The organism is Pseudooceanicola aestuariicola, assembly GCF_045763785.1.
Lineage (GTDB): Bacteria > Pseudomonadota > Alphaproteobacteria > Rhodobacterales > Rhodobacteraceae > Pseudooceanicola.
On the sequence record NZ_JBJGSF010000001.1, the window covers coordinates 593386 to 615173 of the forward strand.

The window sequence follows — 21788 nt, forward strand, 5'->3', positions numbered from 1 at the left end:
CGGCGACACGGGGTCGGTGGCAGGGGTTCGGTGACAGGGGGCCTGACGCATATAGCACTTGATAATTGCCCCGTTTGCCCCCATTTAACGCGCACTCGCGCGAAATTGCGAGAAACGCAGATTAGGAGATTACATGGCCAAGGAAGACATTCTCGAATTCCCCGGCGTCGTGAAGGAACTCCTGCCCAATGCGACTTTCCGTGTCGAACTTGAGAACGGCCATGAAATCATCGCACATACGGCAGGCAAGATGCGCAAAAACCGCATCCGTGTTCTGGCCGGTGACAAGGTGCAGGTCGAAATGACCCCGTACGATCTGACCAAGGGTCGGATCAACTACCGCTTTAAATAATTGCGCCGCCCCGGCGTCAGCCGGGGCCCGCTGACAGGAGGCATGCCGTGAAACTGATCTTGGGATCCGGCTCTCCCCGCCGATCAGAGCTTTTGGCAACGCTCGGCATCACCCCCGACGACATCCGTCCCCCCGACATCGACGAAACGCCAGCCAAAGGCGAACTGCCGCGTCCTTATTGCGCCCGCATGTCGCGGGAAAAGGCGCGGGCCGTTCAGGCCGATACGAGCGATATCGTGCTGTGCGCGGACACGACGGTGGCCCTTGGCCGTCGTATCATGGGCAAACCTCGTGACGCGGGTGAGGCGGCAGAATTCCTGCTGGCCATGTCCGGCCGCCGTCACCGCGTCATCACGGCTGTCGCTGTGCGTGTCGGGGATCGCCTGTGGGAACGTGACGTCGTGACATCCGTCAAGATGAAGCGCCTCAGCGATGATGAACTGAACGCCTACCTCGCCACCAATGATTGGCAGGGCAAAGCGGGCGGATATGGTATCCAAGGCCCCGCTGGTGCCTTTATTCCATGGATTCAAGGTAGCTATTCCGCTGTAATGGGCCTGCCCGTTGCCGAAACCGCCGCGCTGCTGTCCGCCGCCGGCTACCCCGTCTGGAGCACCGCATGAAAGGTCACCTGATCCTTCTCGATCACCTGAATGGCCCCGAGGGCGCGGTCGAGGCCGCAGCGCTGTTGCGCGATGGCAAGCTAGAGGACCTGCAGATCGACAGCACCGCGCCCCGGCCCGGAACGGTCTATCGGGCCAAGGCAGACCGCCCCGTAAAAGGGCAGGGCGGCATGTTCCTGAACACGCCCGACGGCTCGGCTTTTCTGCGTCAGATCAAAGGGCTTGCCCCCGGTGATCCGCTGCTGGTGCAGGTGACCGGCTTTGCCGAACCGGGCAAGGCCATCCCCGTGACGACGCGCCTGCTGTTCAAAAGCCGTTACGCCATTGTCACGCCGGATGCGCCGGGCACGAATATTTCCCGTCAAATCAAGGACGACGACACCCGTGACGACCTTTTGCAAATCGCGCATGACGTCTTTGCAAACCATCCGGTTGCGGAAAAAGGCGCGGGCCTGATCCTGCGGTCGTCATGTGACGGTGCCGACGAAGACGCCATTGCCGAAGACATCGCCGCCATGGCCGATCTGGCCGAGGCCGTTCTGAACGACGCTGTCGGAGAGCCCGAGAAGCTGACCGAAGGCGACGGTCCCCATGCGCTGGCGTGGCGGGATTGGGCGATGGAAGCACAGATCGAAACCGAAGCCGGATCGTTTGAAAACCACGGCGTGCTGGAAAAGATCGAAGCCCTTTTCCGGCCCGAAGTCGCAATCGGCGGTGCCACGATGTTTGTCGAACCCACCCGCGCCTTTACCGCCGTCGATGTGAACACCGGGGCCGACACAAGCCTGTCGGCAGGGCTGAAGGCAAACCTTGCTATGGCCCGCGACCTGCCGCGCCAACTGCGCTTGCGTGGTTTGGGCGGTGTCGTGATCCTTGACGTGGCCCCGATGCCCAAAAAAGACCGCCCCGCCTTCGAGGGCGCGTTGCGCGCCGCATTGCGGACAGACGATACCGATACGGTCATGGCCGGATGGACGCCGCTTGGAAATTACGAGCTTCAGCGCAAGCGCGCCCGTCTGCCCCTGTCGGAACTGGTCACGCCGGAGATGCTGGAATGAGCTGCCCGATCTGCCAAAAACCCGGCGACGAAAAGTACCGCCCCTTTTGTTCGAAACACTGCGCCGACGTTGACCTAGCCCGGTGGTTCAAGGGCGGTTACTCCATCCCCTCGACCGATCCCGAGGATATGGAAAAAGCCATCGACGCGATCGAGCGTGGAGAGACCGGCGGCGAAGATGAGCCGACGCGCCACTAGCGGCTGACTGATCGCCGCCGGGAAGCTTGGTGACCTCCGTCTGATTAAGGAGACATCAGTGCCGACTGACCTGACACAAGCGTAACGTGACAAGGCGTGGAATGCTCTTGTCATGGACCCGGACCCAAAGGCCTATGCGGTCGATGATCTTAAACGCGATGCAGCCATCGCGGCATTGTATCTGGCGCTGGCCAGCAATGGGGCATTTCGCACTATCTTGGCGCGACGCCATATATCGCAGGGCAGGAAACGGTCGCCGCGCTGCAGGCGATCGGGGCAGAGGCTACGGCGGCGCAGGTGTCGGTTGTGCTGGACAGGCTGGGGCAGCCCCTGCCACCCGCGACCGATGAGGCACGGGAAAGTCTTGTCGATACGTTGTGGACCGAGGATATGGACGCCGACGACATGCTGACACAAGCGGCCGAAGATGACCTGATGGCCGCGCTCGGCCGTCATGCAGAGCAATATGCCGACCACTATCTGGCTCAGCCCGACTAGCACCTTCAGGCGCCTGATGGACCCTAGGTTGCAACCTCTGGCTTGTCGCCCCTGCCGCTGCCCGCTAACAAGCGGCCAAGACCGGAGAGTGCCATGCCCCACATCCTGAACATTACCGACGCCGATTTCGACCAGCGCTTTGCCGAGCTGCTGAACATGAAGCGTGAAGATAGCCCCGATGTGGACGACACGGTCGCCCAGATTATCGCCGACGTGCGTGCACGGGGCGATCAAGCGGTTATTGACCTCACCTCGAAATTCGACCGGCTGGACCTGACGCCCGAGACCTTGGCCTTTACGAAGGCAGAGGTCGACCGCGCCTGCGCTCTTGTCTCCGCCGAAGAAAAGACCGCGCTGGAATTGGCCGCTGACCGCATCCGGGCCTATCACGAACGCCAGATGCCTGAAGATGCGGAATGGACAGACGCCGCTGGCGCAACGCTTGGCTGGCGCTGGACGCCGGTGGCGGCTGCGGGCCTATATGTGCCGGGGGGGATCGCGTCCTACCCGTCCTCGGTCCTGATGAACGCGATCCCGGCCAAGGTCGCGGGCGTGCCGCGTCTGGCGATCACCGTGCCGACGCCCGACAATCAGGTCAACCCGCTGGTCCTAATGGCCGCGCGTATCGCCGGGGTCGACGAAATCTATCGCATTGGCGGCGCGCAAGCCGTGGCCGCCTTGGCCTATGGGACCGACACGATCGCCCCGGTCGACAAGATCACAGGCCCCGGCAACGCCTTTGTCGCCGCGGCCAAGCGTCGGGTATTTGGCAAGGTCGGCATCGACATGATCGCGGGCCCGTCCGAAATCCTTGTCATTGCGGATGGTGACAACGACCCCGACTGGATCGCGCTGGACCTGATGAGTCAGGCAGAACACGACGCCAGCGCGCAGTCGATCCTGATCACCACCGATGCCGCCTTTGGCCAAGCGGTCGCGGATGCCGTCGACAAGCGTCTGGAAACCTTGGAACGTCGCGATGTGGCGGGCCAGTCGTGGAAGGATAACGGCGCGATCGTTACCGTCGCCGATCTGGATCAGGCAGCCGAACTGTCGAACCGTATCGCGCCCGAACACCTTGAACTCTGCGTCGCCGATCCCGAAGCGCTGGCCGCCAAATGCATCCATGCGGGTGCCATTTTCCTTGGGCAATATACGCCCGAAGCGATTGGCGATTATGTCGGCGGCCCAAACCACGTTCTGCCCACGGCGCGGTCTGCGCGGTTCTCCTCTGGCCTGTCGGTGCTGGACTTCATGAAGCGCACCACCATGGCCCGCATGACGCCCGAGGCCCTGCGCGCCATCGGTCCGGCGGCGGAAACACTGGCGCAATCTGAAAGCCTAGAGGCGCACGGCCTGTCGGTTGCGGCACGTCGGCAACGGTTGAACGCTGACCGATAGAAACGGGATGACAGCCTGCGACAATTAACACAAACTTCACAAAGAAGTGGAAATTGCTGCAGCGCAGCATAGATTGGACGCTGGGGAGACCCGAATCCAATCAGAGGGAACCGGACCAATGTCCTACATAGCCCATATCGAGTTGGACGACCGCAATCTGCCGCCGCCCACACCGGAAATCGAACAGGAACGTCGCGTGGCGATGTTTGACCTGTTGGAAGAAAACTCTTTCACCCTGCCAAAGCGGGATGATCGCATCGTGCCCGACGGCCCCTACAAGGTAGACCTGTCCATTCAGGACAAGCGTCTGGTCTTTGACGTGAAAACCGAAAACGGCGATCCGGCCGCGCAGTTCATCATGTCGCTTGGGCCGTTCCGTCAGGTGGTTAAAGACTACTTTGCCATCTGCAAAAGCTATTTCGACGCGGTCAAGAACCTGCCGCCCGCCCAGATCGAAACCATCGACATGGCCCGCCGTGGGATCCACGACGAAGGCGCGCGCGTTCTCGTCGAGCGTCTGGAAGGCAAGGCCGAGGTCGACCACGACACCGCCCGCCGCCTGTTCACGCTGATCTGCGTGCTGCATTTCGGGGGCTAAGCGTGGCAGCAGACCTACCACAATCCGTGCTGTTCTGCTGCGACCACAACGCCGTTCGGTCGCCTATGGCCGAAGGCATCATGAAAAAGCTCTACGGCACGGGCACTTATGTCCAGTCCGCAGGTTGCTACAATGATCTTGAAATCGACGGCTTCGCCATCGCCGTCTGCGAAGAGATCGGCGTCGAATTATCGCGCCACCGCTCTCGGTCTTTCGATGAGATGGAGCGGTTTGGCGATGACCTCTCCAGCTTTGATTTGATTGTCGCGCTGTCCTCTGCCAGCCAGAAACGCGCGCTGGACCTGACCAAATTTTACCACCTCTCGGTTGATTTCTGGCCCATCATGGACCCCACGGGGATCGGTGAGACGCGGGAACAGAAACTCAACGCCTACCGCCAGTGCCGCGACCAGATCACCGAAAATCTGGCACAACGCTTTGGCCCGCCGAAAGTACGCCTATGAATATCGTGGAAACCTATTTCGATGCCTTCAACGCGGGCGACACGCAGGCAATGCTGGCCTGTCTGACCGATGACGTGGCCCACCACGTCAACGAAGGACAGGTACGGATTGGCAAAGACCTGTTCGCCGAGTTTTGCGCGCATATGGACCACTGCTATCAGGAAACGCTGACCGAACTGGTGGTTTTCGTGTCCGAGGATGAAACCCGTGCCGCGGCGGAATTCATGGTCAACGGCACTTACCTGAAGACGGATGAAGGCCTGCCAGAAGCATCCGGCCAGACTTATCGCCTGCCAGCCGGGTCCTTCTTCACTCTGCGGGACGGCAAAATCGCGCGGGTGACCACATACTACAACCTCGCCGATTGGATCTCTCAGGTCTCGTGACCCAGCTACGCGTTCTGACCGGCCCCGATTTGGAAGACGCGCTGGACGATCTGGCCCGGCTGCGTATTCGTGTGTTCCGCGACTGGCCGTACCTCTATGACGGCGATCTGGAGTATGAACGGAACTACCTGAAAGACTACCTTCACCCGACCGCCATCGTGGTCGCAGCCTTTGACGGCGCGCAGATCATCGGTGCGGCCACTGGTATGGGGCTGGAATGTCACGCCGACGATTTCGCAGCCCCCTTCGCCGACCGCCCCGAACCCTTGGATCAGGTTTTCTACTGCGCGGAGTCGGTCCTGTTACCGGACTATCGCGGCCAAGGCCTGGGCCACGCTTTCTTCGACGAACGCGAGGCCCATGCCCGCAAACTGGGCCGCGGCTACAGTGCCTTCTGTTCGGTCCTGCGCCCATCGGACCATCCGCTGCGCCCCGAAAACGCACGCACCCATGACGCCTTCTGGCGCAGCCGGGGCTACGCACCGCTTCCCGGTGTCGTCGCGCATTTCCAATGGCGCGACATCGATCAGCAGGCGGAAACGGATCACCCCCTGCAATTCTGGATGCGCCGTCTCTGATCCTTCATCTTTCCCAAAATACTCCGGGAGGTGCGGAGGGCAGCGCCCTCTGCCGCGTCTCATGGCGCAACCTCAGGCTACCCCGCCAATCCCGCGCGCCATATCGGCCTTCATCTGCTTGGTATACAGCTTGTAATCCACTTCCAGCGTGTAGCGCGGCGCATCCAGATAGGTGCGCTTCTGATAATCGCGGTGCGCCCTGATCTCATCTTCCATCGCGGATTTGTCGGGCAAGCTCATCGCGCCCGAAGCCAGCGCCGCAATCCACTTGCCCTGCGTTTCCACCAGCGGGATCGTGGGGCCTACGGGCTGTACCAGACCCGCGTGGATCAGGCCGGGGTGGGCGGGCACGACCATGCGGCGATAGAGCTCGCCCAGCTGCCTGTCCGGGTCAAAGACGCCAGTGTCCAGAAACGGAAACCGAACGTCGTATCCGGTGGCGTAAATGATCGCGTCATAGGGCGCCTCGGTCCCGTCGACAAAGGCGACACGGTCACCTTTCAACGCGTCCACGTTGGGTTTCACGTCGATATAGCCATGGCCGATGTTGGGCAGCAGGTCCTGACTCAGCGTCGCGTGTTCGCGGTACATCGGATGTTCGGGCCGGGGCAGGCCAAAGCGTCGCTGATCCCCGACGCCCAGTTTGATCAACTGGGCCATGATGCGGCGCACGGCAGGCGTGGGCAGCTTCAGCTTGCGGCCAAGAAAGCCGGACCATTGGTCGATCGGCACGCCCATCAGATATTTGGGCATCACCCACGCGGACCGGCGGGTCGACAAGGTTACATGCTTTGCCCGTCGGCACAGGTCCACGGCGATATCCACGGCGGAATTGCCGATGCCCACCACCAGCACGCGTTTGCCGATGTAGGGATCGGAGGTGCGGTAATGGTGCGAGTGGATGGTTGAGCCGCCAAAATGTCCCTGAAAATTTGGGACCCGCGTGTCGGTCAGATGGCCTGTCGCGATGACGACGTGGTCGTAGGTATGCGACGCCCCGCTATCCAAGGTCACGGCGTAACCGTCGGATTGCGGCACGACCGACTGCACCGAGGTGTTAAACTGGACCCGGTCGGGGATGCCGAAAGCCGTCGCATAAGCCTCCAGATGACCAAGGAATTGCTCGTGGCTCAGGAAATCGGGCAGCTTAGGGTCGATGGGGAAATCGGTATAGCCAAGGTTCGGGCGGCTGGTGTCGATATGCAGCGACGCGTAGCAGGAGGACCGACCGTTGTCGTTTTCGTACCGCCACATCCCCCCGATCTGGCTGCCTTTTTCATAGATGTCAAAATTCTGGCCTGCGTCTTTCAGCGCCTTGGCCACGGTGATGCCCGACGATCCTGCGCCGATGATGCAAGTCTTGCTCATGTCACAGGTCCCTATGGGCTAGGTAATCGGCGATCACAGCGTCGAAGTTGGCGTCGCTGGCGATCCCCAGCCCTGCGGCATAGCGAGAGGTAAAGTGGCTGGGCCACCCATCCACCACCGCCTGCATGTCTGCGTCGGGCTGGATCGTCACACGGCCCGTCGCCCCGGCGCGGGCGGCGGATGACGCCATTTCCGCCACCGTGATTGTCAAAGCGGGCAGGTTCAGTGCGCGTTTCGGCGGCAGGCGGGAAGGGTCTGCATCGTGCAGGGCGATCAACCCTGCCACCACCGACCCGGCTGAGGTTACCGGCACCTCGGTCTGTGCTGACAGCGGCGCGGCGAAATCGCGGCCCTCCAGCGGTTCCCGGGCGATTGCGGCGACCTTGTCCGACACCACGGGCTGCGCGACCCCGGGGCGGATCAGAACGATAGGCAAGCGCAGGCTGCGCCCGTCGATCCGTCCGTGGCGGGACGCGTCCGCCAAAATCAATTCGTTCACCGCCTTATGCGTGCCGTAGGTCGTCATGGGCAGCGGCGCGAGGTCGTCGGCCACTTCGGTCGGCAAGGTCCCCCCAAAGACCGCGATGGAGGAGGCAAAGACGATCCGCGGGCAGCCCTTCGCTGCTGCGATCAAAGCTTGCAATGGGGCGACGTTCACCGCCCAAGCGGCATCGGGGTCAGCCTCTGCGTGGAAGGTGAGTTGGGAGGCGAGGTGGAACACACTGTCGAAGGGATGCTCTGTCACCTTGGCTAGGATCGCTGGGTCGGACAGGTCCCCTTGGATTGCCGACACTGTGCACCCCTCAGGCACCGTAGGCGGCGACACCGGGCCAATGTCTGTCAGGACAAGTTCCGTAATCGGCTCTGCGCGACCTGACGGACCGACGATAGCCCCTTTTTCGACCAGCGCGTGCACCAACCGCCGCCCTAAGAAGCCCGCAGCCCCCGTGATAATAACCCGCATGTTTCCTCCGATCCTGTCGAAAACATACTGATCGGTATGATTTTGACTGTCAATCCGGCGCGGTCAAGCCGTGGATCAGTGGGGCGACCATCTTGTCGGCCAAATCCGCCCGGTCCGCAGCCGTTTCCCGCGGCTTCGGGCGGTACCAGAACAGCGACCACTGCAAACCGCCCAGCAGCACCTTTACCGTGACCGAGGTATCGCAGGGCGCCACCTGACCCGCATCAACGGCCTGTTGCAGCGCGGTTTTGAAAATCGATTCGAAATCGTCCCGGGTCGAGATCAGGTCGCGCATCGTCTGGCGCTGGTCTTCGGTCGTCTGATCGAACCGATGCACCTGGACACCCTGCGCCACGACGGTTTCGAACGTGTGGTGATCCATCATGGCACGGGCATGGGCCTGCAGAAGTCCGATCAACCTGTTGCGGGGGCCAAGAGACGTGTCCTCCAAGACGGGGGCGATGGCCGCGAACAGACGCGCCATGCCTTCGCGGTGCACGTCAAAGAACAGGTCGGTCTTGGTGGCGTAATGGTGATAGATGCGCCCCTTGGTGGCGTTCATCCGATTGGCCACATCGTCGACGCTGGTCGCGTGATAGCCGCGCTCCATGAAACACTGGGCGGCGGCGTCTATGATCTCGGCCTTGCGCCAGCCTTTGGGGCGGGTGCTTTTGGTGGGTTTGGGCATGTCGCCTCCCTTGGTTATCTGGTGATAGATCCCGGACAGAGGCTTGGGAATACCCAGATGCCGATAAGGGCCTGCGACGTTTGGGCTTTGCCCGAACCGATCACGGTCCGCCTCATTTCCGCCTTATTCCTGCCCAATATTGGCCCAGAGCACGTGACACGCGCGACCGGTCACGGATGACGGGCCCCGGCACAGAACCGGGCGCAGGCAGAGGCAGAATGGCTGACGGCAAATACGACGGTACATCCGGCGGCAACACGATCGTTCCCCTATCTGTCGATGCAGATGGGGATCAGGTTGACGGCGGCGACGGCCTGAACGACCTGATCTATGGCTACGGCGGCAATGACACCATTGCGGCGGGTCAGGGCAATGACACGATTTACGGCGGCTCTGGCGCGGACTCTATCGAAGGCCGCAGCGGCGATGACGTGCTTTACGGCGGCACGGGCCAAGACACCCTAGAGGGCGATTTTGGCAACGATACAATCTACATAGGCTCGGGCGACGACGACATCTACGGCGGGCGCGGCAACGACTTGATCTATGTCGTTCAGGGCACCAGCGCCTATGTCGAAGGTCAATCCGGCGACGATACGCTGGATTTCTCGACGCTGACCGGGACGACGATCGTCCAGATCAACCCAAGCGGCGGTTCCGGCAACGGCCAGATCGTTTTCGCCAATGGCGAGGTCATGGAATACCGCGGGATTGAAAACATCGTCGGGACGCAGGACGGAACGGTCGGCGGGAACCCGTGGTCAGACTACATGAGCGATGGTTTCACCGATGGCCAGTGGGACGAGATCGGCAACGGTGACGGCAGTCATAACGATCAGATCATGGCCTATGGCGGCAACGACACCGTTCTGGCCGGTCAGGGCAATGATACGATTTACGGGGGGGCCGGGAACGATAGCCTGAACGGCAACAGCGGCGACGACGCCATTCACGGCGATTCCGGCGATGATGCGCTTTACGGCGGCGACGGATCGGACACGCTGTTTTCCGGTGCGGGGAACGACAGCTACTACGGCGGCACGGGGATCGACTACATCGATTTCAGTGGCGAAAGCGGCGCAATAAGCGTCAATTTCAGCACTGGAAGCATCGGCGGCGCGGCGGCTGGCGACTTTATGGGCTCGGGCATGGACGGGGCCTACGGGACGGCGTTCGATGATACGATTATCGGCTTCGATACATATTCCGCCACGGGTGACGCATACACCAACGTCTTCTTTGGCGGTGCTGGCAACGACTGGATGGATGGCCGTGGGTCGCCCGACTACATGGTCGGCGGATCGGGTGATGACACCTTCAACATGTCGGGCACGCCGGGCAGCGACACCGTTATCGGCGGTGAAGGCGGCTCCGACAACGACCTTCTGGATTTCTCCTCTCTCGCCGGGCCTCTGAACGTCACCTACTCAGGCGCTGAGGCCGGGACGATCGTTCTGGGCGCCGACACCATCACGTTCAGCGAGATTGAGACGATCTATGCCACATCCGGCGCCGACACCGTGACAGGTGGTGCGGGTGGCGACACGATCTACGGTCGGGAAGGCGGCGACCAGATCTCGACCAACGGCGGCGCTGACGAGGTCTTTGGCGGTCAGGGCAGCGACACGATTTACGGCGGGGCGGGAGTGGACACCCTGACCGGCGATACCGGCGATGACTTTCTGTATGGCGGCGCGGGGGGCGACACGCTGTCCGGCGGTCTGGGCAACGACTCGATGTTCGGCGGCTCTGGTGACGATACGATGCTGGGCGGGCAGGGGGCTGACACGCTGAATGGCGATGCAGGCGGGGACTCTCTGCTGGCAGGTTCTGGCGATGACCGGGTCTTTGGCGGCGCTGGCAGCGATACGGTCGCGGCGGGCGCTGGGGCGGATTCGGTCGAAGGCGGGTCTGGCGACGACGTTCTGAACGGCGGCGCAGGAGCCGATACGATCTACGGCGGCCAAGGTAATGACAGCATCACCACGACCAGCGGCGACGACACGATTTATGGCCAGTCGGGCGACGATTTCGTCACGCTGCTGGGGTCCAACAACTATGCCCTTTACGGCGGCGAAGACCCCGGCGACACGGATTGGGATATTCTTGACGTCTCCACGCTGGCGGATGGTGGGCAAATCACGGTCATCAACTATGACCCGGGCACCGATCAAAGCGGCACGATCCATTTCACGAACGGCGACGTGGCGACCTTCAGCGGCTTTGAACGGGTCATCTGTCTGGCGCGCGGCACGCGCGTGGCGACCGATCAGGGATATCGCCGGGTCGAGAACCTTCGCCAGGGCAATCTGCTGGTGACTAAGGATCATGGGCCCCAGCCGCTGCGATGGATTGGCCATCGCGATGTCGATGCCGTCGGCCCTGCCGCCCCCGTGGTGTTTGCCCCCGGTACGGTCGGCAATGACCGGGAATTGCGCGTGTCGCCCCAACACCGCATGCTGGTCACGGGGTGGAAGCCCGAAATGCTGTTTGGCGAACCCGAGGTCTTGGTCGCCGCGAAACATATGATCGACGGGGGCGACATCACGCAGGACCACGGCGGAGAGGTCGAGTATTTCCATCTGTGCCTCGACCGGCACGAAATCATCTATGCCGAAGGGGCAGAGACCGAAAGCTTCTTGGCCGGAGAGGTCGGGTTAAGCACTTTGACCACCCTTCAGCGCGAAGACTTGGCCGAAGCCTTGGCGCATCTGCCGCAGCCTTTCAGTGCGAAACCCGCGCGCCCCATGCTTCGCGCGTTCGAAGCGCAACTGCTGATGGACCCCGCGGCCGTCCCATTCCGGCCCGTGCAACCGGGTGCGCATCCGTCGCTATAGGCTGGGCTTGATCAGGGATTGCGCGGCGATATCGGCATCAAAGGTTAGCCCGGTGGCCGCCAGCACGGGCGCGATCTGCGAAAAATCCCCCGATGCCAAGGCGTCGCTGTCCACGTCGAAGACCGTCGCGTCGCTGTTTCGCAACATGTTCAACCTGTGTTCATAGGCGTTGCAGAAGGGCTTCCAATACTCCGGGCTGGTCGAATGTCGTGCCATGAAAGACGTGCGGCACAGGCTGTCGATCACCTTGTCCCGGTCCCGCGTCACGATCACCCAGATCGCCTGCGGGTACGACCGGTCGAACAACTGCCACAGCAACGTCAGCTTGGGATCCTTGTACCCCCAAGGCACCGTTTCGTCATAGCCTTCGCGCCGCAACGCCCGCGCGATCTGACGCGACAAGGGCGGGCAGGGTGGCAGGACGTCCCAAGCAGGATAGGACCGAACCCCGACCGGATCGGCCCCAAGGTTCGACAATAGGGGTTTGACGATCCCGTCGCGGATCGCCCGGTTTTCGAAATAGCCCTGCGGGTTTTCGCTGTTGCCCTGCACGGTATCACCCAGCCAAAGCCCGTGATCATGCAGAACCCGCATCGTCATCGACGTCGCGGATCGCGGCAGACCCGCCACCAGAACCGGGCGACGCCGCAGTTCGGTGGTCTGCACACGCGCCGCGACCGGGCGATCTGCCCAAGCCTGTCGGGTGTCGCCGACCCAGTCGCCAACGATGTCGGCGCGCAACTCTTCTTTCGGGACGGTGGTTGCGCAGGGATAGGCGCTTTCGGCGGTTTTGTCGGGCCCCCAGAACCAATGCACGGTTTTGTTCATGATGGCGAGGATCGGCACGTTGCACAGCCCCGCCATATGCCAATTCGCACTATCCACGGAAATGACGCCAGCCAAGGGCCGGATGATCGCCATCGTCTCAACCGGATTGGCGGTGATGTCGGATATCGGCACCATGCAGCGGCTGTCGGCCAGCAGGATCTGCCGTTCTTCTTCAGACATGTCGAATTGCAGTGCCATGTAGCGACCATCGTGCGGCAAGAGGTCCAGAAACATCTGCAAGGGAATGTGACGCTCTTCCCGCCGGTTCTGGCCCGATCCGCCGCGCCAGCAGATGCCCCAGACAGGCGGCTCTCCGGCGCGGCGATAGGCGCGATCAAAGGTGACGGGCGCGGCGACCTTGCCGGTTCGAGCGTAGCCCCGTCCGACGAAATCCGCGGCCAGATGGGCCTTCAGGCCCTGATCGCCCACAGCGTCATAAGGCAGAAATGTCGCCTTGGGGAAATACCGCCGGATGATCGATCCGTATTTGCGCAGGCCAACGAAGGTCGATGTCTCATGAGCGCCTTCGTGTTTGACGTGCGCCAGGTGGAACAGCACGTCACCCAAGCCCTGTTCCAAGATGATCATGTCCACATCATCCTTGGGATCGTCGGGCAAAGGTACATGCGTCATCGTCTTTGGTACGACGCGCGGGAACAGGATCGCGTTGTGGCGGCGGGCGTAGAGCGGAAAGCCCATGCGATATCGTTGCTTCCACAGCAGGTAGAGCCCCGCCGTCGTGCGGAAATCATCGCGTTCGCGGTCCGTCACGCCCGGGTCCAGACGCAGCCGCTTGGCCGTGTAGGGATCGCGCAGTCGCAACGACAGACGGTAGCGCAGAGGGCGCCACAGATGGCTGGGCAGTTCGGCGTTCAGCTTGGCCGCGGCCTCCAGATCACCGGTGTAATACAGCGCACAGGCCAACTGCAGATAGGCCAGCTGCATCCTGTCCTTCGCATCGAAAGGCTGCTTGGCCAGCAGTGGCTTGATCATCGCATAGCCGTCAGACACGCGCCCCGCGTCGATGGCCTTGCGCGCATCGGCCAGAATTTGCGCCGGTGTCTGATCGGTCACGACTTGCGGGCCGTCAGCAGGGTGTCGGGGCGCACACGCTCTGCCGCCTCGAACAGCGAAAAGGTCTGGTTGACGTAGTTCACGGCACCCGAAATGTGATCGAGGTAAGTCTTTAGCTCGGGCGTCATCTCGGCTTCGACCAGTTGGACGGTCCGTTCGGGATTGTCGAATTCAAACTGGCAGTAAAACAGCGGATCGCCCCGGCGCAGCACGATGGGTTTTTCGGTGTCATGCCATTCAAACGCCCACATCAGCGGACGCGGCCAGACGTTGATCGGGAACCGCCCCCCAAAGATCGTGCCGGGCAATGGGTCGCGGCGGTAATGCAGATAGGCGTCCAGCTGTGTCAGATAGACCGGCTCATCGGCGATGAACAGATAGGGCAGCTTAAGCTGAATCATTGGCCGATCCGGAAAGCGCCATTCCTTTTCGTTCGTGATGACGATCTTCTTACCAAGGGTCGAGCCACGGATCGAACTACTGCCGCCTGCCAGATTGCGCAGGGTGGGGCGGCCTTCGTTGTCGCGGGCAAAGCCGATGTTCATGTCGAAGGGGCAGGGCACCTCGAAATAACGGCTTTCAAGGTTCAGAACGGCGGGACATCGGGCGGCGCTTTTGGCGTGTTCCTTGCGCGCGTCGCGTGAATGCACCCGGCGCGGCGGATCGTAGATCACCGGGCTGTCGGTATCGGCCAAGCACCAGCCAACGCGCACGGGGCCACTTTTTGCATCGTCGTGATGCCGCAGGTAATTTACCGAAAAATGCATGGCCCGTTCTCCAAAACCGATGCGGCATGCCGCCTTGGTGTCCTGATTGGTAAGGACAAAGCCCCGGGCTGACAAGCATGCCGGGCCGAACATGCGTCCGGGTCAGGTGGCCGGTGGAAGGGGCGTGAAATCGTTGCGTTTCTGCGCCTTGATCTGCGTCCAGTCGGGCAAAAGCGCCCGCGCCAGCGCATCGGCGATCTTCTTGGCGACACCTTCGCCCGGTGCCAGCACGTCGAATGAGGCGTAGTTCTGATCCGCCCAGCTGTGCACCGCAACGATCCCTTCGGACAAGATCACCGCCCCGGTCACGCCATCGCGGCCCGGGGCTTTGGTGATCGTCGCCGCAACGATGTCGAGGTCTTGGGCCAAGACCGCATCGCGGATCGCAGCCTCTAGCAGCGCAGGGTCGTTCATGCCCTTGCCGCCGCGATGATCGATCAGAAGTTGGGTGCCGGGGGAAAAATCACTCATAACCGTGTTTTAGCCCCGGCGATGGTCAAGGGGAATAGCCAAGACGGGCTCAGGTCCCTGTGAACTGCGGTTTGCGCTTTTCGACAAAGGCTGCCGCCGCTTCGCGGTGGTCGTCCGTGTCTGTCGAACACTGGTGGTTGTCCGCTTCCAGATCCATGACCTGCACCAGCGACCCGCCGCCAGCGGCAAGGTTCAGGTTGGCCTTCATCCGGCCAAGCGCCAGCGGTGCGCCTTGGGCAAGCGGTGCGATGTAGCTCAGCGCCTCTTCCAATGCGGTGCCCGGCTCGACCGCGCGGTTGACCAGACCGATCCGCTCGGCCTCTTTGCCGGAGATGACCGGGGAAAAGAGGTAAAGTTCTTTGGCCTTCGCGGTGCCGAGGATCTGCGTCAGGAAATAGGTGCCGCCGAAATCGCCAGACAAGCCAACCTTAGCAAAGGCCGTGGTCATCTTGGCCGTATCCGCTGCGATCCGGAAATCACAGGCCAGAGCCAGCGAGAGACCCGCACCCGCTGCCGCACCTTCGATCGCGGCGACAGTGGGTTTCGGCATCTCGTGCAGCAGGCGGCTGCAGTCCATGCGCTCCCGAAGGTTGCGGCGCTGTTCATAGAACGATGCATCGCGGAAGGCCCCTTCGTTCATCGCCTTGACGTCGCCACCGGCACAGAAAGCCCCGCCTGCGCCAGTCAGCACGACGGCACGGACATCGGTGTCCTTAGCGGCTTCTTCCAGCGTTTCGTGCAGGGCATAGATCATCGGGCGGCTCATCGCGTTGCGACGGTCGGGCCGGTTCATGGTGATGGTCAGGACGCCGTCCTTGCGGTCGGTCAATAGGTCTTCGGTCATTTTCGCTCCTCCGTATTTGCGGAACACCTTTCCGCTTATCGGAAGGCATGTCCAGTGCATCGCGGCGTCATGGCAGGATCGTCAGCCAGAACCAGACCGAGAACAGTGATCCGGCCGTGGTGATCAGCACAGCCGAGGCCGCGATGCGTTTCGCGCGATCGTAGATGCTGGCAAAGACATAGGTGTTGATCCCCGGCGCCACGGCGGCCGTGATCAGCGCGGACCGGAATTGACCGGTGTCGAGGTTCGAGGCGCCGTTGAACAGCCAGACCAGCGACGGATGCACCACCAGCGTGATCAGACAAACGACCAGCACGACGCGCAGATCGCCTTCGATCTTGTATTGCACCATCACCCCGCCCACGGCGAACAAGGCCGCCGGAACCGAGGCCGCGACCATCATCTTGATCGTATCCATCAGCGGACCGGGCACCTGAAAATCGGTCAGGTTCACGATAAAGCCAAGGAACAGCGCAATGACCAAGGGATTGCGCGCCATCTGGCGGCCAATCTTCGCGGCAATGCCAAAGATGTTCAGGCCAGACCCGCTGGCCCGCGCCGCCTCCATCGAGGCGATGCCGACGGTGTAACAAAACGGCGCATGGATCGCGATGATCGCATAGTTGGGCGCCAGCGCGTCGACCCCGAAGGCGCGTTCCGTGATCGGCAGTCCCAGCATCAGCGTGTTCGAAAACAGGCAACAAAAGCCGATGACGATACTGTCCTGCACATCCCGTCGAAAGATGAACCGCCCCGCCGCAAAGCCCAGCACATAGCAGGAAAAGGCTGCGGCGTAATACGTGGCCAGCAGCGGCAGGTGGAATTCCTCGCCCAGATCAATAGTGGCGACGGCGCGGAACAGCAGGCAGGGAAAGGCAAAGTTCTGTGTGAACTTCATCAAGCCGTCGACAGCCGATTGCGAGAAATTGGCAAATCGCGTCGCCACATAGCCAGCGCCGATCAGCAGGAACACCGGCAGGATGACCGTGACAAGCGATCCCATCAGATCGTGTACGTGATCTGCATCCCGTCGTAGGCGGGGGTGACGTGATCGGCGGTTTCAGCCTCGACCGTGGCATAGTCCAGATCGATGTGCATGTTGGTCAGCACTGCGCGTTTGGGGGCCGCCCGGTCAATCCAGGCCAGCGATTGTTCCAGATGCGAATGGGTCGGGTGGGGATCACGGCGCAGCGAATCCAGTACCCAGCAATCCAGACCTTCGACTGCTTCCCACGCTTCCTCTGACATCTGCGCCACATCCGGAAGATAAGCGAAATCGCGAACCCGGAAGCCAAGCGCATCAATCGATCCGTGATTGACGCTGAATGGGGTGAAGGTAATCGATCCGCCCTGACCATCGATGACAAACGGCCCGTCGATGGTCTTCATCTTGAGAATCGGCGGGTAAGGAGAGCCTTCTGGCTGCACGAAGGCATAGGCAAACCGGTCCAGCAGCGCCGCCTGCGTATCGCCATCCGCCCAGACGGTCAGTCGTTCGCGCATGTTGAAGACGATCATGCGCAGATCGTCCAGCCCGTGAACATGGTCCGCATGGCTATGCGTATAGACGACCGCATCCAGCCGACCGACGCCCGCGTCCAGCAGTTGCGACCGCATGTCGGGTCCGGTGTCGATCAACACGCGTGTGGTGCCGCCGTCCTGTTCCTGTTCCACCAGCAGGGCGCAGCGACGACGCGCGTTTCGCGGGTTTTCGGGGTCGCAATCGCCCCAATGGCCGCCCAGTCGCGGCACGCCGCCGGATGATCCGCAGCCAAGGATGGTGAACCGCAACTCTCCCATCAGGCGGCCTGCGCTTTCTGCCATTCGGCGGCCTTCCAGAACAGCCGGTCGAAATTGTCCTGCGTCGCTTTCGCGAAATCAGCGAGGTCGAGGCCAAAGACCTCGGCCCCGACCTTCGCGGTGTGCATGGTGAAGGCAGGTTCGTTCCGTTTGCCACGGTGCGGCGGCGGGGCAAGATAGGGGCTATCGGTCTCCACGAGGATCCGGTCAAGCGGGGCGGTGGCAAAGATATCCCGCAGGTCTTGCGACTTTGGGAAGGCCGCAATGCCCGACATGGACAGGTAGAACCCCAGATCCAGCGCCGCCCGGCCCAGTTCCGCCGAGGATGAGAAGCAGTGCATAACGCAGCTGAAGGGGGCGTTGGCGTGTTCTTCGGCCAGAATGCGCGCCATGTCGTCATCCGCCGCACGGGCGTGGATGATCAGCGGCAATCCGGTTTCCGCCGCCGCAGCGCAGTGCACGCGAAGCGAGGCTTGCTGCGCCTCTGCCGTGTCGGCGGTGTAGTGATAATCCAGACCCGTTTCGCCAATGCCGACGAACTTGGGGTGTTTGGACAATTCGACCAAATGCTGAACGGTGACGGGGTGATGATCGGCAACCGACATCGGATGGACGCCAAAGGCATGGAACACTTCTGCCCGACCCTCGGAAATCTCTTGCACCTTGGCCAGTGACACCAGTTTTGTGCAAATCGTGACCATACGCGTCACGCCAGCCTCGATCGCACGGTCGATGACCGCATCGCGTTCCTCGTCAAAATCCGGGAAATCGAGGTGACAATGGCTGTCGGTAATCTGGATGGTGTCGGTCATGGGCCTTGGCGTTCCGGCACGCGATCAGGCTGCTTGACCCTCTGCAATGCCTTGAAGTTTGAAGACGGTATCAAGGATCAGCGCGGCAGGGTCAAGGTTGACCGCCTCGCCATGACGCAGGCGTGCGCCGATGGCCTCGGCCCCCTGAGCCCAGGCACGGCCCATCGCCGGTGTTGGCGAAAGTCTGGTCAGCATTTCGGCCTCTCCGGGGGCGGCCTCGACAGCTGGGGGCTTGCCCGTAGCTCCGGTGCGGGCCAGTCGGGCAAGGGCGAAATCCAACAGGTGGAAAATCAGCGCGCGCAGGTCTTCGCCGCCGCGCCCTGCGGCCAGATCGGCCAGTGCTTGGGCCTTGGACGCGTCGAACCGCGGCATCGTGGCCAACAGACCGACGATCCCAGCGTAAAGCTTCGGTCCGTCCATGGTGACCATGCGCACCGCTTCGCCCACTGATCCGCCCGAAAGTTCGGCAAGTGCAGTGGGATCGCCTTGCGGATCAATGTCGGCCTGACGCAGGGCGTCGGCGATCACGTCGGGTTCCATCGGCATCAACCGCAGTTCCCGGCACCGCGACCGGATCGTCGGCAGCAACCGCGATGGCTGATGCGCGATCAGCAGCAGGACGGTGCGTGCGGGCGGTTCTTCCAGCAGTTTCAGGATCGAGTTCGCGGCGCTGACGTTCAAATCGTCTGCGGCGTCCACAATCACAATACGTCGCCCGCCTTCGGTGGCAGACAGGCTGAAGAACCCCTTCATCGCGCGGGTTTCATCGACCCGGATCACCTTGGAGAACTTACCCTCGCGCAGGTTCTTGTCGCGATCCTTTTCGGTCGATCCCATCCCACCCCGGCGCAGCAGAAACAGCCCGGGCTCGGCCCCCGCGCGCATTCGGCGCGCTACGGGATGATCTTCGGCAATGTCCAGTGAGGTCGGCGGCGGTGGCGCACCGAACATGTCATCGCCAGCCACCTCGGGCGTGGCGATCAGGAATCGCGCGATCCGCCAAGCCAGCGTCGCCTTGCCAACCCCGCGGGGCCCGGTGACCAGCCAGCCGTGATGCAACCGGCCAGAGTTGTAGGCCGTCAGGAACGCTTGCTCAGCGGCATCCTGACCAAGCAGGCGCAGCGTTTCGCGCGGATGCGGCGCGCCTTCGATACGGTCTGGTTCTGGGATGTCGCTGTCGGTCATAGCCTTGGTTATGCCGGGGTTTGCAGACGGGGAAAAGGCGGATCAGCGTTCTTCACGGTCATCAAAGCGGATCAGCCTAGTCCAGCGCCGGGGCTACAGCCTCCCGGACGCGGACGGCAACGTCCTCTGGCACGGCATCCCCGTCGATCACGCGGAAGCGGTCGGCAAATTCCTTCGCCAGCCCTAAGAACCCGGCCCGCATCTGCCGTTGCAGATCGGCGCCGAAATCTTCGAACCGTTCTTCGATACCCTGACGCCCCTTGGCGCGGGCCAATCCGACCTCTGGGTCCATGTCGATCAGCACGGTCAAATCAGGCTCCACGCCGATCATAAGCTGGTGCAACTGATCCACCGTGTCCCGCAGATCGCCGCGAGATAGGCCTTGATACATGCGGGTGCTGTCAGCAAAGCGATCGCAGATCACCACCGCGCCACGCGCCAATGCGGGGCGGATGGTCCGTTCCAGATGGTCCCGTCGGGCGGCGGTGAACAACAGGATCTCGGTCTCGGCAGACCAGCGGTCAGGATCGCCCTGCAGGACAAGCGCGCGGATTTCCTCGGCACCCGGAGAGCCGCCGGGTTCGCGGGTCAGAACCACTTCGTGACCCTCGGCGCGCAGGCTGTCGGCAAGCATCCGTGCCTGAGTCGATTTGCCCGACCCGTCGATACCCTCAAAGCTTAGAAACAGGCCGCGCGCCCCAGCCCTGGTCAAGAGCTTGCCTCTTCCACCGCCTCGGCTTCGGGCGTTTCCTCCGCCGCATCAGCCGGACCGCCACCGATTTCGGTCAGCAGATGATCCAGCGCCGTCGCCACGGTAGTCATGAACCCACCCTTCGCCACAGCTTCGCCCGCAACTAACGGCACGCTGGTTGAAGGGAGACCTTCGGGCGACAGGATCAATTCGGCCACCTGATCGCCCTTGGCAATCGGGGCGGTCAGCGGGCCGGTATAGACGACCTCGGCCGGGACCTGATCGCCACCAAGCGATGGAACCAGCGTGGTCAGGTCTTCTTGGGTGGTCAATGTCACGCTTGGCATCGCGCCCATGAAAACCTCGGCCTTGGTGACGGTCTCACCAGCCTTCAGGAGGGTTTTCTGGGTGAACTGCCGGAACGCCCAGTTCACGATAGCCTCGGACTCTTGTGCCCGCGCGGCGGTTGATCCCAGACCAGACAAAACAAACACGACACGGCGATCGCCCTGTTTCGCAGACCCGACAAGGCCATAGCCGGCCTCTTCGGTGTGGCCGGTTTTCAGGCCGTCGGCACCGATCCCCAGACCCAGCAGCGGGTTGCGGTTGGTGTTGTTCTGCGGTGCGCGTCCGTCAAAGGCGAAGGTGCGCTGTGAAAACAGCGGGTAGAAGTTCGGAAAATCCTCGATCAGCCGCGTGGCCAAAAGGCCAAGATCGCGCATGGACATGCGGTGTCCCGCTGCGGGCCAGCCGTTTGAGTTCGCGAAGGTCGAATTGGTCATGCCCAAGGCCTGCGCGCGCTGCGTCATGTAGACGGCAAAGCCCGCTTCGGTCCCATCGGGCGATAGCGCTTCGGCAATCACGGCGCAGGCGTCATTGCCCGACAGCACGATGATGCCCTTGATCAGGTCTTCCACAGCGACCCGGTCGGTCGTGTCGAGGAACATGGTCGAACCGCCATAGCTCATCGCGTGCTGAGAGACGGGCAGTTTTTCATCCAGCCGCAAGCGACCGTCGCGCAGCGCCTCGAACGCGATATAAAGCGTCATCAGCTTGGACATGGACGCGGGCGGCAAGGGTGTGTCGGCGTTTTTGGCCAGCAGCACCGTTTTCGTCGTCAGGTCCATCACATAGGCCGCACGGGCCTGCGTGTCGAAAGCCTGCGCAGTCCCGGCAGCTAAAAGGCCAAGGCCCAGCACAACCGATTGGCACAGGATAAAAAATCGCCGCAGCGATAAGGCGGGGGGCGGGGTGTGGCGCGTCATCCTTCCTCCATCAGGCGGGCCGCGCCGCCGGGGTCAGAC

Annotated in this window: 24 protein-coding genes; 11 read left to right on the top strand and 13 right to left on the bottom strand. The window is 62.2% G+C overall.

From position 1 onward, the window contains the following. Positions 1–133: 133 nt before the first annotated feature. From infA to ACI3GR_RS02795, 10 genes are all read left to right on the top strand, one after another. Complete coding sequence (infA, locus tag ACI3GR_RS02750; protein WP_010137880.1) at positions 134–352, top strand: translation initiation factor IF-1; 219 nt, start codon at positions 134–136, stop codon at positions 350–352. A 47-nt stretch (positions 353–399) separates the two neighbouring features. Next, positions 400–975 carry a Maf family protein gene (locus tag ACI3GR_RS02755; protein WP_407492418.1) on the top strand — a complete coding sequence of 192 codons (576 nt, stop codon included), beginning with the start codon at positions 400–402 and terminating at the stop codon, positions 973–975. Beyond that, the gene (locus tag ACI3GR_RS02760; protein ID WP_407492419.1) at positions 972–2033 is read left to right on the top strand and encodes a ribonuclease E/G; all 1062 of its coding nucleotides are present in this window, start codon (positions 972–974) and stop codon (positions 2031–2033) included. Before ACI3GR_RS02755 ends, ACI3GR_RS02760 begins: the two co-directional genes overlap by 4 nt. Then, positions 2030–2230 (top strand): DNA gyrase inhibitor YacG, encoded by a 201-nt coding sequence (locus ACI3GR_RS02765; RefSeq protein WP_407492421.1) that lies wholly within the window; start codon positions 2030–2032, stop codon positions 2228–2230. The genes ACI3GR_RS02760 and ACI3GR_RS02765 overlap by 4 nt, the downstream gene beginning before the upstream one ends. Before the next feature lie 297 nt (positions 2231–2527). After that, on the top strand, positions 2528–2728 hold the full coding sequence (locus tag ACI3GR_RS02770; protein WP_407492422.1) for a hypothetical protein: 201 nt from the start codon (positions 2528–2530) through the stop codon (positions 2726–2728). Between the two features lie 93 nt (positions 2729–2821). Continuing rightward, positions 2822–4129: a histidinol dehydrogenase gene (hisD, locus tag ACI3GR_RS02775; RefSeq protein WP_407492423.1), complete on the top strand. Its 1308-nt coding sequence runs from the start codon at positions 2822–2824 to the stop codon at positions 4127–4129. Between the two features lie 118 nt (positions 4130–4247). Next, positions 4248–4727: a UPF0262 family protein gene (locus ACI3GR_RS02780; RefSeq protein WP_407492425.1), complete on the top strand. Its 480-nt coding sequence runs from the start codon at positions 4248–4250 to the stop codon at positions 4725–4727. Between the two features lie 65 nt (positions 4728–4792). Continuing rightward, the gene (locus tag ACI3GR_RS02785) at positions 4793–5191 is read left to right on the top strand and encodes an arsenate-mycothiol transferase ArsC (protein ID WP_407493588.1); all 399 of its coding nucleotides are present in this window, start codon (positions 4793–4795) and stop codon (positions 5189–5191) included. Continuing rightward, positions 5188–5577: a ketosteroid isomerase-related protein gene (locus ACI3GR_RS02790; RefSeq protein ID WP_407492427.1), complete on the top strand. Its 390-nt coding sequence runs from the start codon at positions 5188–5190 to the stop codon at positions 5575–5577. The genes ACI3GR_RS02785 and ACI3GR_RS02790 overlap by 4 nt, the downstream gene beginning before the upstream one ends. Next, on the top strand, positions 5574–6155 hold the full coding sequence (locus tag ACI3GR_RS02795) for a GNAT family N-acetyltransferase (protein ID WP_407492428.1): 582 nt from the start codon (positions 5574–5576) through the stop codon (positions 6153–6155). Before ACI3GR_RS02790 ends, ACI3GR_RS02795 begins: the two co-directional genes overlap by 4 nt. Positions 6156–6227: 72 nt before the next feature. Here the strand turns inward: ACI3GR_RS02795 and ACI3GR_RS02800 are convergent, their stop codons facing one another. The 3 genes from ACI3GR_RS02800 to ACI3GR_RS02810 are packed head-to-tail and all read right to left on the bottom strand — an operon-like array spanning position 6228 to position 9175. After that, a complete protein-coding gene (locus ACI3GR_RS02800; protein WP_407492430.1) occupies positions 6228–7523 on the bottom strand; it encodes a flavin-containing monooxygenase in 1296 nt (431 codons plus the stop codon). Position 7524: 1 nt separating this feature from the next. After that, positions 7525–8487 (bottom strand): NAD-dependent epimerase/dehydratase family protein, encoded by a 963-nt coding sequence (locus ACI3GR_RS02805; protein WP_407492432.1) that lies wholly within the window; start codon positions 8485–8487, stop codon positions 7525–7527. Between the two features lie 49 nt (positions 8488–8536). Beyond that, positions 8537–9175, bottom strand: coding sequence for a TetR/AcrR family transcriptional regulator (locus ACI3GR_RS02810; RefSeq protein ID WP_407492433.1), 639 nt, complete (start codon positions 9173–9175; stop codon positions 8537–8539). Positions 9176–9393: 218 nt separating this feature from the next. On the opposite strand from ACI3GR_RS02810, the gene ACI3GR_RS02815 reads away from it, so the two are divergent. Then, positions 9394–12012, top strand: a complete 2619-nt coding sequence (locus ACI3GR_RS02815; RefSeq protein ID WP_407492434.1) for a Hint domain-containing protein — start codon at positions 9394–9396, stop codon at positions 12010–12012. Here ACI3GR_RS02815 and ACI3GR_RS02820 read toward each other — a convergent pair. From ACI3GR_RS02820 to ACI3GR_RS02865, 10 genes are all read right to left on the bottom strand, one after another. Next, positions 12007–13914: a sulfotransferase gene (locus ACI3GR_RS02820; protein ID WP_407492436.1), complete on the bottom strand. Its 1908-nt coding sequence runs from the start codon at positions 13912–13914 to the stop codon at positions 12007–12009. The genes ACI3GR_RS02815 and ACI3GR_RS02820 overlap by 6 nt on opposite strands. Beyond that, positions 13911–14681: a hypothetical protein gene (locus ACI3GR_RS02825; RefSeq protein ID WP_407492437.1), complete on the bottom strand. Its 771-nt coding sequence runs from the start codon at positions 14679–14681 to the stop codon at positions 13911–13913. The genes ACI3GR_RS02820 and ACI3GR_RS02825 overlap by 4 nt, the downstream gene beginning before the upstream one ends. 102 nt (positions 14682–14783) lie before the next feature. Next, entirely contained in the window at positions 14784–15152 is a 369-nt protein-coding gene (locus ACI3GR_RS02830; protein WP_407492438.1) for an S-adenosylmethionine decarboxylase family protein, read from the bottom strand. A 49-nt stretch (positions 15153–15201) separates the two neighbouring features. After that, positions 15202–15996: an enoyl-CoA hydratase-related protein gene (locus ACI3GR_RS02835; protein WP_407492440.1), complete on the bottom strand. Its 795-nt coding sequence runs from the start codon at positions 15994–15996 to the stop codon at positions 15202–15204. A gap of 67 nt (positions 15997–16063) precedes the next feature. Next, positions 16064–16999, bottom strand: coding sequence for an AEC family transporter (locus ACI3GR_RS02840; RefSeq protein ID WP_407492442.1), 936 nt, complete (start codon positions 16997–16999; stop codon positions 16064–16066). Next, on the bottom strand, positions 16999–17796 hold the full coding sequence (locus tag ACI3GR_RS02845; RefSeq protein ID WP_407493589.1) for an MBL fold metallo-hydrolase: 798 nt from the start codon (positions 17794–17796) through the stop codon (positions 16999–17001). Before ACI3GR_RS02845 ends, ACI3GR_RS02840 begins: the two co-directional genes overlap by 1 nt. Next, entirely contained in the window at positions 17796–18608 is an 813-nt protein-coding gene (locus ACI3GR_RS02850) for a TatD family hydrolase (RefSeq protein WP_407492443.1), read from the bottom strand. The genes ACI3GR_RS02845 and ACI3GR_RS02850 overlap by 1 nt, the downstream gene beginning before the upstream one ends. Positions 18609–18632: 24 nt before the next feature. Then, positions 18633–19793: a DNA polymerase III subunit delta' gene (locus ACI3GR_RS02855; RefSeq protein ID WP_407492444.1), complete on the bottom strand. Its 1161-nt coding sequence runs from the start codon at positions 19791–19793 to the stop codon at positions 18633–18635. Between the two features lie 76 nt (positions 19794–19869). After that, entirely contained in the window at positions 19870–20505 is a 636-nt protein-coding gene (tmk, locus tag ACI3GR_RS02860; RefSeq protein ID WP_407492445.1) for a dTMP kinase, read from the bottom strand. Next, on the bottom strand, positions 20502–21749 hold the full coding sequence (locus tag ACI3GR_RS02865) for a D-alanyl-D-alanine carboxypeptidase family protein (protein WP_407492447.1): 1248 nt from the start codon (positions 21747–21749) through the stop codon (positions 20502–20504). The genes tmk and ACI3GR_RS02865 overlap by 4 nt, the downstream gene beginning before the upstream one ends. Between the last annotated feature and the right edge of the window lie 39 nt (positions 21750–21788).